The sequence below is a fragment of the Jiulongibacter sp. NS-SX5 genome (assembly GCF_052828545.1).
In genome coordinates this window covers 3,454,638-3,469,984 of sequence record NZ_CM128248.1, presented here as the reverse complement: position 1 = coordinate 3,469,984, position 15,347 = coordinate 3,454,638, and the positions used below count along the sequence as shown (strand labels likewise).

The following is a 15,347-nucleotide window of genomic DNA, read 5'->3' as shown; positions in this document are numbered from 1 at the left end:
TTCACATTGATCGTGAACGTTACCACATCACCTACATTCGGTGTGCCGTCATTCACTAGTTTCACCAGACTCAGGTCTGCTACCTGTGGTAACACCGGCTCGTCGTCTGCATCATCCTCATCGTCTGGGTCAATACCCGTATCGTTTGGATTATTGTCTTCTGAACCGATCAGACCATCGCCGTCTGTATCTGCATTATTCTCAGGATCACTGTCGGAATCAAACTGATCTACCTCAGTAATCTTAGCGACATTATTGTATTCTACTCCAGTGCCTGGGGCCAATACCACTGCGTCAAACGTCAATGTCTCCGTAGCTCCACTTGCTATGCTGGCTACACTCCAGTTAATCGTGCTACCTGACTGTACGCCTGCATCACTGATATTGCTGATCGTGCCATAACCATTCGGTAGAGAATCTACCACAACCACATTCGTTGCTGCATCTGGACCGTCATTCTTCACATTGATCGTGAACGTGACCACATCACCTACATTCGGTGTGCCGTCATTCACTAGTTTCACCAGACTCAGGTCTGCTACTTGTGGTAACACCGGCTCGTCGTCTGCATCATCCTCATCGTCTGGGTCAATTCCAGTATCGTTTGGATTATTGTCTTCTGAACCGATCAGACCATCACCGTCTGTATCTGCATTATTCTCAGGATCACTGTCGGAATCAAACTGATCTACCTCAGAAATCTTAGCGACGTTATTGTACTCTACTCCAGTGCCTGGTGCCAGTACCACTGCGTCAAACGTCATTGTCTCTGTAGCTCCACTTGCAATGCTGGCTACACTCCAGCTAATCGAGCTGCCTGACTGTACGCCTGCATCACTGATATTGCTGATCGTACCGTAACCATTCGGTAGAGAATCTACCACAACTACATTCGTCGCTGCATCTGGACCGTCATTCTTCACATTGATCGTGAACGTTACCACATCACCTACATTCGGGGTGCCGTCATTCACTAGTTTCACCAAGCTCAGGTCTGCTACCTGTGGTAACACCGGCTCGTCGTCTGCATCGTCCTCATCGTCTGGGTCAATTCCAGTATCGTTTGGATTATTGTCTTCTGAACCGATCAGACCATCACCGTCTGTATCTGCATTATTCTCAGGATCACTGTCGGAATCAAACTGATCTACCTCAGTAATCTTAGCGACATTATTGTATTCTACTCCAGTACCTGGGGCTAGTACCACTGCCTCAAACGTCAAGGTCTCTGTAGCTCCACTTGCTATGCTGGCTACACTCCAACTGATCGTGCTGCCTGACTGTACGCCTGCATCACTGATATTGCTGATCGTACCGTAACCATTCGGAAGAGAGTCTACAACAACTACATTCGTCGCTGCATCTGGACCGTCATTCTTCACATTGATCGTGAACGTTACCACATCACCTACATTCGGTGTGCCGTCATTCACTAGTTTCACCAAGCTCAGGTCTGCTACCTGTGGTAACACCGGCTCGTCATCTGCATCGTCCTCATCGTCTGGGTCAATTCCAGTATCGTTTGGATTATTGTCTTCTGAACCGATCAGACCATCACCGTCTGTATCTGCATTATTCTCAGGATCACTGTCGGAATCAAACTGATCTACCTCAGTAATCTTAGCGACATTATTGTATTCTACTCCAGTACCTGGGGCTAGTACCACTGCCTCAAACGTCAAGGTCTCTGTAGCTCCACTTGCTATGCTGGCTACACTCCAACTGATCGTGCTGCCTGACTGTACGCCTGCATCACTGATATTGCTGATCGTACCGTAACCATTCGGAAGAGAGTCTACAACAACTACATTCGTCGCTGCATCTGGACCGTCATTCTTCACATTGATCGTGAACGTTACCACATCACCTACATTCGGTGTGCCGTCATTCACTAGTTTCACCAAGCTCAGGTCTGCTACCTGTGGTAACACCGGCTCGTCATCTGCATCGTCCTCATCGTCTGGGTCAATTCCAGTATCGTTTGGATTATTGTCTTCTGAACCGATCAGACCATCACCGTCTGTATCTGCATTATTCTCAGGATCACTGTCGGAATCAAACTGATCTACCTCAGTAATCTTAGCGACATTATTGTATTCTACTCCAGTACCTGGGGCTAGTACCACTGCGTCAAACGTCAGGGTCTCTGTAGCTCCACTTGCTATGCTGGCTACACTCCAGTTAATCGTGCTGCCTGACTGTACGCCTGCATCACTGATATTGCTGATCGTGCCATAACCATTCGGTAGAGAATCTACCACAACCACATTCGTCGCTGCTTGAGGACCATTATTAAGAACCTCAATACTGAATGTTACAACATCTCCAACATTTGGTCTACCATCATTTACCAATTTGATCAATTCCAAGTCTGCTACCTGAGTAAACCCGGCATCAATTGTAGGATTATGTTCTCCCGAAATTAATACGACAACAGGTGATTTTCCTGTAGTTTCATCAGCATCTGAATCAATAGTATCATCTGTGCCCTCATTTTGAGGAGAAGCCATATAATCTGCTGGAGTAGAGAAAACCACCACATATTCATTCCCTGGCTTGAGATCAACAAATTCGTAGAAACCAAATTCATCTGTAGTTACCGAAGAAACAGGGTTTCCATCTTTGTCAGTTGCCGGATTTCCACTAGCATCCTCAAGTAAAACGATAACATCCTTTATCCCTTCCTCATCAGCATCTTGAATACCATTATTGTTCCAGTCATACCATACATAATCTCCTAGACTAGCTGGCACAAAATACCCAGCATCTAAATCTGGTTCATGCTCACCACTTGTCAGAGTTACTTCATCAGTCTCTCCTGTTGTCTGGTCGGCATCACTGTCGTCTGCTCCTTCATCATCCGCTTCTCCGTTCACATTCTCATCCGTAAGGTCTGCTGTCGCTCCGTCTACGTCTGCTGTTGTAGGGAAAGTCACATAGTAATCGCCCGGCTGAAGACCATCAAACAGGTAGGATCCGTCAGGACCTGTCAAGGTGCTGTCAAGTACTGTTTCTCCTGAACCCGTAGTGCCATGAAGGATGACCTTCACGCCTTCTAGTCCTGGCTCTGTAGCATCCTGAAGTCCATTGCCATTCACATCTACAAAGACTGTATCTCCAAGACTGGCTGGTACATAATAACCTGCATCCAGTCTCTCTTCCTCTTCGCCACTTTCAAGCGTTACTGTTTCTGTTTCTCCAGTCGTTTGATCGGCATCAGAGTCTTCGTTGGTATCTGTTGCGTCAGTGTCTCCGCCAGTGACATCTTCATCTGTCAATTCTCCTGTGGCTCCATCTACATCTGCTGTCGTAGGGAAAGTCACATAGTAATCTCCTGGCTGAAGACCGTCAAACAGGTAGGATCCGTCAGGACCCGTCAAGGTGCTGTCAAGTACTGTTTCTCCTGAACCCGTAGTGCCATGAAGGATGACCTTCACGCCTTCTAGTCCTGGCTCTGTAGCATCCTGAAGTCCATTGCCATTCACATCTACAAAGACTGTATCTCCAAGGCTGGCCGGTACATAGTAACCTGCATCCAAGTCTGGCTCATGCTCACCACTTGTTAATGTGGTAGCATCTGTATCTCCTGTCGCTTGATTAGCATCACTATCATCGGACCCTAAATCATCTGCTTCACCATTTACATTCTCATCTGTCAATTCTCCTGTGTCGCCATCTACATCAGCTGTCGTAGGGAAAGTCACATAGTAATCTCCTGGCTGAAGACCATCAAACAGGTAGGATCCGTCAGGACCTGTCAAGGTGCTGTCAAGAACCGTTTCTCCTGAACCCGTAGTACCATGAAGGATGACCTTCACGCCTTCTAGTCCAGGCTCTGTAGCATCCTGAAGTCCATTGCCATTCACATCTACAAAGACCGTATCTCCTAGGCTGGCTGGTACATAATAACCTGCATCCAAGTCTGGCTCATGCTCACCACTTGTTAATGTGGTAGCATCTGTATCTCCTGTCGCTTGGTTAGCATCACTATCATCGGACCCTAAATCATCTGCTTCACCATTTACATTTTCATCTGTCAGTTCTCCTGTATCTCCATCTACATCAGCTGTCGTAGGGAAAGTCACATAGTAATCTCCAGGCTGTAGACCGTCAAACTCATATGAACCACCAGGACCCGTCAAGGTGCTGTCAAGTACTGTTTCTCCTGAACCCGTAGTACCATGAAGGATGACCTTCACGCCTTCTAGTCCAGGCTCTGTAGCATCCTGAAGTCCATTGCCATTCACATCTACAAAGACCGTATCTCCAAGGCTGGCTGGTACATAATAACCTGCATCCAGTCTCTCTTCCTCTTCGCCACTTTCAAGCGTTACTGTTTCTGTTTCTCCGGTCGTTTGATCGGCATCAGAATCTTCATTCGTATCTGTCGCATCGGTATCTCCGCCAGTGACATCTTCATCCGTCAATTCTCCTGTGGCTCCATCTACATCTGCTGTCGTAGGGAAAGTCACATAGTAATCGCCCGGCTGAAGACCGTCAAACAGGTAGGATCCGTCAGGACCCGTCAAGGTGCTGTCAAGTACGGTTTCTCCTGAACCCGTAGTGCCATGAAGGATGACCTTCACGCCTTCTAGTCCAGGCTCCGTTGCATCCTGAAGTCCATTGCCATTCACATCTACAAAGACCGTATCTCCAAGGCTGGCTGGTACATAATAACCTGCATCCAGTCTCTCTTCCTCTTCGCCACTTTCAAGCGTTACTGTTTCTGTTTCTCCGGTCGTTTGATCGGCATCAGAATCTTCATTCGTATCTGTCGCATCGGTATCTCCGCCAGTGACATCTTCATCCGTCAATTCTCCTGTGGCTCCATCTACATCTGCTGTCGTAGGGAAAGTCACATAGTAATCGCCCGGCTGAAGACCGTCAAACAGGTAGGATCCGTCAGGACCCGTCAAGGTGCTGTCAAGTACGGTTTCTCCTGAACCCGTAGTGCCATGAAGGATGACCTTCACGCCTTCTAGTCCAGGCTCTGTAGCATCCTGAAGTCCATTGCCATTCACATCTACAAAGACCGTATCTCCAAGGCTGGCTGGTACATAATAACCTGCATCCAGTCTCTCTTCCTCTTCGCCACTTTCAAGCGTTACTGTTTCTGTTTCTCCGGTCGTTTGATCGGCATCAGAATCTTCATTCGTATCTGTCGCATCGGTATCTCCGCCAGTGACATCTTCATCCGTCAATTCTCCTGTGGCTCCATCTACATCTGCTGTCGTAGGGAAAGTCACATAGTAATCGCCCGGCTGAAGACCGTCAAACAGGTAGGATCCGTCAGGACCCGTCAAGGTGCTGTCAAGTACTGTTTCTCCTGAACCCGTAGTGCCATGAAGGATGACCTTCACGCCTTCTAGTCCTGGCTCTGTAGCATCCTGAAGTCCATTGCCATTCACATCTACAAAGACTGTATCTCCAAGACTGGCTGGTACATAATAACCTGCATCCAGTCTCTCTTCCTCTTCGCCACTTTCAAGCGTTACTGTTTCTGTTTCTCCAGTCGTTTGATCGGCATCAGAGTCTTCGTTGGTATCTGTTGCGTCAGTGTCTCCGCCAGTGACATCTTCATCTGTCAGTTCTCCTGTATCTCCATCTACATCAGCTGTCGTAGGGAAAGTCACATAGTAATCTCCAGGCTGAAGACCATCAAACTCATATGAACCATCAGGACCTGTCAAGGTGCTGTCAAGAACTGTTTCTCCTGAACCCGTAGTGCCATGAAGGATGACCTTCACGCCTTCTAGTCCTGGCTCTGTTGCATCCTGAAGTCCATTGCCATTCACGTCTACAAAGACTGTATCTCCAAGGCTGGCTGGTACGTAGTAACCTGCATCTAAGTCTGGCTCATGCTCACCACTTGTTAATGTGGTAGCATCTGTATCTCCTGTCGCTTGGTTAGCATCACTATCGTCTGATCCTAAATCATCTGCCTCTCCATTTACATTTTCATCTGTCAGTTCTCCTGTATTGCCGTCAACATCAGCTGTTGTAGGGAAAGTCACATAGTAATCTCCAGGCTGAAGACCATCAAACAGGTAGGATCCGTCAGGACCTGTCAAGGTGCTGTCAAGAACCGTTTCTCCTGAACCTGTAGTGCCATGAAGGATGACCTTCACGCCTTCTAGTCCTGGCTCTGTAGCATCCTGAAGTCCATTGCCATTCACGTCTACAAAGACCGTATCTCCAAGACTCGCTGGTACGTAGTAACCTGCATCCAGCCTTTCTTCCTCTTCGCCACTTTCAAGCGTTACTGTTTCTGTTTCTCCGGTCGTTTGATTAGCATCAGAATCTTCATTCGTATCTGTCGCATCGGTATCTCCGCCAGTGACATCTTCATCTGTCAATTCTCCTGTATCGCCGTCAACATCAGCTGTCGTAGGGAAAGTCACATAGTAATCTCCAGGCTGTAGACCGTCAAACAGGTAGGATCCGTCAGGACCCGTCAAGGTGCTGTCAAGGACGGTTTCTCCTGAACCCGTAGTACCATGAAGGATGACCTTCACGCCTTCTAGTCCTGGCTCTGTAGCATCCTGAAGTCCATTGCCATTCACGTCTACAAAGACCGTATCTCCAAGACTCGCTGGTACGTAGTAACCTGCATCCAGCCTTTCTTCCTCTTCGCCACTTTCAAGCGTTACTGTTTCTGTTTCTCCGGTCGTTTGATTAGCATCAGAATCTTCATTCGTATCTGTCGCATCGGTATCTCCGCCAGTGACATCTTCATCTGTCAATTCTCCTGTATCGCCGTCAACATCAGCTGTCGTAGGGAAAGTCACATAGTAATCTCCAGGCTGTAGACCGTCAAACAGGTAGGATCCGTCAGGACCCGTCAAGGTGCTGTCAAGGACGGTTTCTCCTGAACCCGTAGTACCATGAAGGATGACCTTCACGCCTTCTAGTCCAGGCTCTGTAGCATCCTGAAGTCCATTGCCATTCACGTCTACAAATACTGTATCTCCAAGGCTGGCTGGTACGTAGTAACCTGCATCTAAGTCTGGCTCATGCTCACCACTTGTTAATGTGGTAGCATCTGTATCTCCTGTCGCTTGGTTAGCATCACTATCGTCTGATCCTAAATCATCTGCCTCTCCATTTACATTTTCATCTGTCAGTTCTCCTGTATTGCCGTCAACATCAGCTGTTGTAGGGAAAGTCACATAGTAATCTCCAGGCTGAAGACCATCAAACAGGTAGGATCCGTCAGGACCTGTCAAGGTGCTGTCAAGAACGGTTTCTCCTGAACCCGTAGTGCCATGAAGGATAACTTTCACGCCTTCTAGTCCAGGCTCTGTAGCATCCTGAAGTCCATTGCCATTCACATCTACAAAGACTGTATCTCCAAGACTCGCTGGTACATAATAACCTGCATCCAGTCTTTCTTCCTCTTCGCCACTTTCAAGCGTTACTGTTTCTGTTTCTCCAGTCGTTTGATCGGCATCTGAGTCTTCATTCGTATCTGTCGCATCGGTATCTCCGCCAGTGACATCTTCATCCGTCAATTCTCCTGTGGCTCCATCTACATCTGCTGTCGTAGGGAAAGTCACATAGTAGTCTCCAGGCTGAAGACCGTCAAACAGGTATGATCCCTCAGGACCTGTCAAGGTGCTGTCAAGAACCGTTTCTCCTGAACCCGTAGTACCATGAAGGATGACCTTCACGCCTTCTAGTCCAGGCTCTGTAGCATCCTGAAGTCCATTGCCATTCACGTCTACAAAGACTGTATCTCCAAGACTCGCTGGTACATAATAACCTGCATCCAGTCTTTCTTCCTCTTCGCCACTTTCAAGCGTCACTGTTTCTGTTTCTCCAGTCGTTTGATCGGCATCAGAATCTTCATTCGTATCTGTCACATCGGTATCTCCGCCAGTGACATCTTCATCCGTCAATTCTCCTGTGGCTCCATCTACATCTGCTGTCGTAGGGAAAGTCACATAGTAATCTCCAGGCTGAAGACCATCAAACAGGTAGGATCCGTCAGGACCTGTCAAGGTGCTGTCAAGAACCGTTTCTCCTGAACCTGTAGTGCCATGAAGGATGACCTTCACGCCTTCTAGTCCTGGCTCTGTAGCATCCTGAAGTCCATTGCCATTCACGTCTACAAAGACCGTATCTCCAAGACTCGCTGGCACATAGTAACCTGCATCTACTCTTGGTTCAAATTCACCATATGAAAGTGTATATGTTTCTGTTTCACCTGAGGATTGATCTGCATCAGAATCTTCATTGGTATCTGTGGCATCGGTGTTTGCACCTGTGGCATCATCATCTGTTAGTGTGCCGTTCACTCCGTCAATATCCGCTGCGGTAGGGAAGGTAACCACATAGTCACCAGGTTCTAGTCCAATAAACTCGTAGAATCCATTAGCATCTGTGGTAGTTGTTTGCTCAGCAATTGAGGAGCCATTAACTGTTCCATTTAACTTCACTTCTACTCCTTTAAGGCCTTGTTCTGTAGGATCTTGAATACCATTCCCATTGACATCCACAAAGACAGTATCTCCTAAGGCTGCCAGAAGATCAATACATGCAGTATCTCTGTCAATTTCTAATTCATTTAAATCAAGTAGTACTGATTCATTGAATAAGGCCTCTCCCTTGGTAAACTCTGAAGAATTTGATTTTGAAGAACACTCTTCATAAATATTATCTCCCGATGATCCAGCCTCAAGATTTAATTTAATTCCTACAGTTAAAATGTAGGTATGCTTCTCGCCTTGGGTTAAGCTAACATCCTGGGCCAAGTTCCAAACCGTGCTTGAAGGACTCAAAGAATTCGGAGTAACTCCTGCATCATTTGTATAAGATACATTTTGGATTTCAATATCATCATCAAAGCCAGGAACATCATTTAGGCCATAAACACCGTCTGCTCCACCTTTGTTTTCTACTTCAATTGTGTACTCAATTGTATACTCATCTCTATCAATCTGAGTTCTGCTACTTACCACTTTGATATGCTCAATATAAGGCAAATCACCACAAGCAGTGTCTTTCTCGATGATAGTTCCTTCAAAATCAGTCAATGCTGACTCATTGAAAAGGCCTTCTCCGCTTGCAAATTCAGAGCCTACAGAGGATGAACCACATGCAGTGTAAACATTATCACCTGTCGAACCTTCACTAAGGTCCATGTCAACCGTTACCTTCAAATCATATACATGAGAACTTCCGGCTGGGAGCGTCACTCCTGAAGCCAGTCCCCATACTGCATCGGTAGGATATAATGAAACTGTAGGAACGCCTGAATTCGTGGTATAAGTTACATCGACAATGGTGATATCATCTTCGAAAGATGGGGTATCTTTTAATCCATAAATACCATCAGCTCCACCATTATTCGAGGTTACTATTTTGTATACAACCTCGTATCTATTATTTCCTAACGGGGTAATAGAAGACAATACTTTCTCATGCTCTATAAAAGGAAGGTCTCCACAAGCTGTGTCCTTCTCAATGACAACACCTTCACTATCCTTCAATATTGATTCATTGAACAATCCTTCTCCAGCGGAAAACTCTGAAACTGTTGAATTAGAACCGCAAGCCGAATATTCATTATCCCCAGATGAGCCTTCACTTAGGTCAATTTTAGTTTTAACAACAACCTGGTAGGTATCCATCTCACCAGCACCGATAGAATAATCTGATACTAGGGTTAATGGGAACTGGTCACCAATAAATTGGAATGCACCAATTTCAGGAGAGCTATAGCTTCCTTCAATTATTTCAATATCATTTTCAAATGAAGCTTGATCTTCTAAAGTATATGTTCCAGCAGTACCTCCATTATTGACCACGGTTATGGTGTATACCACCTGATGCTCATTATTACCAAGATCAGTAATACTTGTTAAGGTCTTCTCATGAGTAATATATGGAAGGTCTTCACATGCGAAATCTGATTTCGTAGAATTATCTTCGAGAGTAATAACAGCTAAATTATATAGACCTGAGCCAGCTTCAGGAGGGTTTGACCCATTACTACACTCACTATATGTATTATCTCCACCATTTCCTTCAAGGTCAATTGTAGTGTTTACGGTAATGGTATACGTATGCGTTGATCCTCCTCCAAGAGAAACATTGTTTGATAAACTCCATGGTCCTGAGCCTGTTAAACTACCACCTGTAACTCCAGACGCATCAGTTGTAAATGAAGCAGAGTTTATCGCAATATCATCATCAAAAGCAGGTATATCTGTTAGTGAATAAGCACCTGTAGCAACTCCATCATTCGTAACTAAAACTTCATAAACCACATCATATGAATGATTACCTAAGGCTGTTACAGAGGTTACTGTCTTTTCAATATTTAAATCTGGATTTGCGATCAAGCCAAAGTCAACGGTCATATCTCCGTAAGCATCATTGGCATCATCTTGAGCACCACCAGTTTGGTTGTCTGTATTTCCCAAGTTTTCAGCAGCTCCAACTGGTTCGCCATTTGGCTCAAGGGTAATTATTTGAGAAATAATGTCCTCACCACCATCTATTTGAGTTCCGTTATTATTTCCGTCAACCTCTTCAGTATCAATTGTTGTCTCGCTTGTAAACTGATATGCTGCTGGTAGATCATCACCCAATACTTTTACTTGGTATTGACCAGGAGCGAGATTGTCAAAGAAATAGTTTCCATTGACATCTGTGGCCATGGAGGTCAATTCATTATTTGAACCATCAAATAAGGTCACCGTTACATTCTGAATACCATCTTCACCGTTGTCTATGAGACCATTATTATTTGTATCGATCCAAACAGTTGAACCTATACTTCCACAGTTATTTAATACCACTTCGGTAGTGGCAGTAGCAGTACAACTATTTGACGACGTGGCTGTTACTGTATAAATACCAGGAATGTTAGTAGTAACAAACTGACCATTAACTGGTGTAAATCCTGAAGGTCCTGTCCATGAATAAGTAAGCGAAGGTGTAGCAGAATTCGCTGAAAGTTGAACATCAGCTCCGGTACACTCAGGCGAATTATTAGCCGCGGTTACAACCAAATCTTCTGACTGATTACATGCAATAATTTCAATATTATCAAGGTCCCAAACTGATCTATCTGCTCCAGTGTAATGGGCATCATAGGCAGTTAATTTGAATTCAAACTCCGTTTCCTCGGTAATTTCAAAATCTGTATTGTTTGAGAAATCAAAATTCTCTGTTCTCCATTGAGTTGGATTAGTGGACTTTCCTGTTTCCTCGTAAATCAATACTCCCTCCTTATAGATTCGTATTGCATACTTTTTCGGGTAATTATTTGAAGCTGATCCACCACTTGAGGACGGCTGCGGAGCATAATTCAACGTAGACGGAGCTCTCTGATTAAACTTCAAGGCAGTTATCTGCCCTATCTGAGAAGGTGTTAAAGTGGCCTTAAACTTAACTGCTTTACCCCAATCAGCTGAATTTGAGCTATTTGCAGAAACGCACATTGCTCTATCAGTATTACCATCTCCACTATAACCTACTACACAACTATGATAGTTATGATCTGGATTATGTCTGTAAACATTAGTAGCCGAAATCGAAGAGAAATTAGCCGAATTAGGGTACTCCGGTTGGAATTCACTATATGTGTAAGCCCCTTCAAGTGCCTGACATTGATCAAGGTTCCACTTAATAATCGTTTTAGGATCACAAGTAAGACAAACGTTATTATTACAGTTTGGATCAACAGTTACTTCTACAGATTCTTCGGCACTACAATCACCCAATGAACAACTAACTAAGTATGTAGTTGTTTCTTCAGGACTCACAATAATTGAAGCCGAAGTTTCACCTGTACTCCATTGAATAGTTCCATTACAGTTATCTGCAGTTAATGTTACAGATTCCCCTTTACAAATATTGGCATTACTTACATTGATAACCGGCTGAGCTACAGCGTCTCCACAACATCCTTTAAGTTTAACTTCGTCAATTTCCCAAACCGTACAACCTCCTGTTGGGTTATAACCTACTAATTCAAAATCATAGGTGGTTGGGTTTCCTGAAACAAAGTCTGCAGTTCCTCCAAAATCAACAGTCTTACTTTTCCAGTTTGTAGTTAATCCTGTAATTACTTCTTCATAAACCTTGTCTCCATTCTTGTAAACATATAATACAAGAGACTGAGAGCCACCAGTATTACATTGGAAGCCACTTCTCTTATATTTAAAATGAAGTTCTCCTAAATTATAGGCCTTACCATTTCCTGGAGTAATCGTTGTACTAAATCTTACAGCCTTAGAATTATTTTCTCCAGGCTTAGTATTTGAGTTTACACCATCTACACACATAGCATCTGAACCATCAGGCCCACTTGCACATGAGTGCTTATTATGATCAGGATTAATTCTGTAAATGGTTGTCGCCTCTATATCAGCACATCCAGTAAGATTAATCTGTGGTTCAAACTCTCCATACCAGTTTCCGCCGGTACCTGTATTACACTGATTAAGGTTCCAATAAACTAATGTAGAATTATCACAATTCGGTAAACAAACTGGAGTTCCATCACAATTTTGGTCAACCGTTAGATTAACAGTTGAAGTAGCACTACACGTTTTACCGTTAGAAGTGAAAGTAGCCGTAACTGTGTAAACACCAGCCTGATTTGCCTGAACATCATTTAGTGTGATGGTCTGACCCGACTCTGTACCACCGCCCGGTTTTGACCAAGAGTATGTAGGACTACAAGCATTTGGTACTTCTCCTTTGAATTGAGCATTCAAGGTTACGGAACCATCTAAACAAACAACTGATGCAGAAGAAGATGCTTCGAGTTCAAACGGAATAAGAGATCCAAGATTGAAATTAAAATCACCATGGCTGGTTTTAGCCGACCAACCATTAGTACCTCCATTATTGAAACTAAGGTTATACCAACCACTAGCTCCAAAATCATTTGTATTAACATTAGCACCTGTACCTACCTGGAATGCTGGAATACTGTTTCCACCATCATCCGAAATAGTGATTTGCAAACCATTATAAATACCACCAGACTTACCTGAAATAGTACCTGTAGCATTTACATAATAATATAGATCATTGCCATAAGTGGTACATGAGTTAGCTTTCGGACTATTTTGAGGAGTGCTTGCTGTTCTATCTGAAAGAATATACTCTACTTCTAAACAGTCATTTGCTCCACCATCAACAGCACAAACAGTTCCGTATATTTTGGCGGTACCATCACAGTACTCTTCAAACTTAAGACCTGAAGTCTTAAAGTGTTGATAATTAGGCTTCCCTGTAGAAGAGTTCATGTCTAGCCACAATGAATAATAGGTGGTGGCATTTGTATTACATGCTCCTCTTAAAAGATTATCTGTTAGTTGTCTCTCGCCTGATAAACAAACCGGGTCGTTTGTCCCAATATTTCTTACAACAATTTTATGTTTTGCAAACGTACCACAAGGATCAATAGGCTTGAAGACTGCATAATAATAGTATGTTCCTAAAGACGAAGGAGCATTTACAGTAATTGATGCCACTCCATTTGCAACAGTTCCAACTCCTACAGAAGTATTAGAACTAAGGTCTGCATAAGAATTAACATTTTGAGTTGATCTAAACCATTCAACCTGAACACCATTGCTGGCATTTGTATTAACACTTAAATCAAAAGATTGAGAAGGATTAACTTCTGCTTCAGATGGATCGGGGCTAGATAAAGTATTGGTACATCTATCTTCACAGTCGAATTGGACTTGTAATGTTTTAGTACAGTTCGATTCCTGATCTTTTACTTCAACAGTGTAGGTTCCTTCACCCAGATTTGAGAATGAGTTAGAAGTCTGGTATGAACCTCCATTAATTCTATATTTAAAGTTTCCGCTTCCGCCAGAAGCTGTAACAACTAAAGTTCCATCATTTAAACCACAAGATGGTTTGGTAGATGAGCCCTGTACCAGATTGATATCTCCAAAACACTTGGTAAGTACAACACTATCAAATTTCAGAGCTGTAGATCTGGCGAAACCATATACTCTAATTTTAGTGGTATTTGAAGGTGTTACACCTTCTATTTTAACCTCTCTGAAGTTTGGATGTGGTAGTTCAGTATAAGATGGAGCAGTTTCACCTATAACTGTAGATCCATTATAATAGATCAGTTTTATGTACGAATTAGTACCATTATGACGAGCCGTAATTGCAGAGAATTTGTAATTCACATTGCCACCAATAGCTACGTCCTGATAAACGTAATAATCGTTATGATTATCGCCATTATTTAGAATTGCATAATTTCCACTAGGACCTCCTCCGGCACGACCAAACTGACCTAAAGGTGCAATCCAGTCATTGGCATCGTGAGTGAATTCTGGGTTTTGAATTAAATTATCAGATACACAGTTACAAGCCACCGGTTCTGATCCACAATTAACATTGGCCGAGAAGACTTGATAGTGAATCTCACCAGCGTCCATTGTAAAATAATTTGAAACAACCTGACCTTCTATATTCGAAGATCCAATTTTGCATATATTAATGGTAGGTGCAAGAATACTTCCCAATAAGGTAGCTCCATGAATATTCAGATCATTTCCATTATAGAAGTTCCAAATGATGAATTGACCATAAGAATTTGAAGAACCAGGAAAATTAGGCACATACCAATCAAATTTTGAAGACCCTTCAAGATCCACATTGATTACTACAGGAGTACTTGCACTTGGAGCTTGACTAAAGTGGATTTCAGATGAGGCAGCCTGAAGTTCTGATTTAGTAACAGTGAGAATATTGGTTTTACCATTCGTCAGATTCAATCTGTACTTGTTTGCACCCAAATCTGTTAAAGAAATATTCTCGGTACATGAGCTTAGCTGGCTTGAGTATTGTTCAAATTCGGTGAAACTACCCCCGAAATTGAATACATCCTGTTCTATTGATGACTGAGATTGACTAACAGTCATTTCTACTCTCGGATAAGTATTGTATGAACTAGCACCTGAGCTTGTCAGTACTTTATTTGATGACCAAAGTTTTGAACCAGACATGTCCAAAACCTTTATAAAGGAGTTACCAAGTACTTTTAAGCCATTGCCGCTTTCATAGGTAAAACCGCCCTCGGTAATGACAACCGTGGGGTGGGCATCACCACTGACAACATAGCTGCCGGAGGTATTAACACCTACCTGAGTGGTACCTTTAATGCGTACCTTACCTAAGGTGGCTATCCCTCCTTCAATCTCACCACTTGCCATTTCGATATCTCCTCTGGAGACTACCGTAAAGCCTTTTGTGGCTTCGAAAGGGTTAAATTGTGCGTTAGCAAAAAAAGTAGTTAGAGTCAGCATAACACATATGCCAACCTTCCTTAGAAGTTCGTAAAGATTTTTCAT

General features: G+C 43.6%; 1 protein-coding gene (only partly in view). It reads right to left on the bottom strand.

Translation table 11 applies throughout. The features are described 5' to 3' along the window. Positions 1–15,347, bottom strand: the 5' portion of a protein-coding gene (locus ACUXV0_RS15200; protein WP_446190423.1) for an SdrD B-like domain-containing protein. The gene continues 14,491 nt to the left of window position 1, outside the view; the window shows 15,347 of its 29,838 coding nt (coding positions 1–15,347); it begins with the start codon at positions 15,345–15,347; the stop codon falls past the left edge of the window.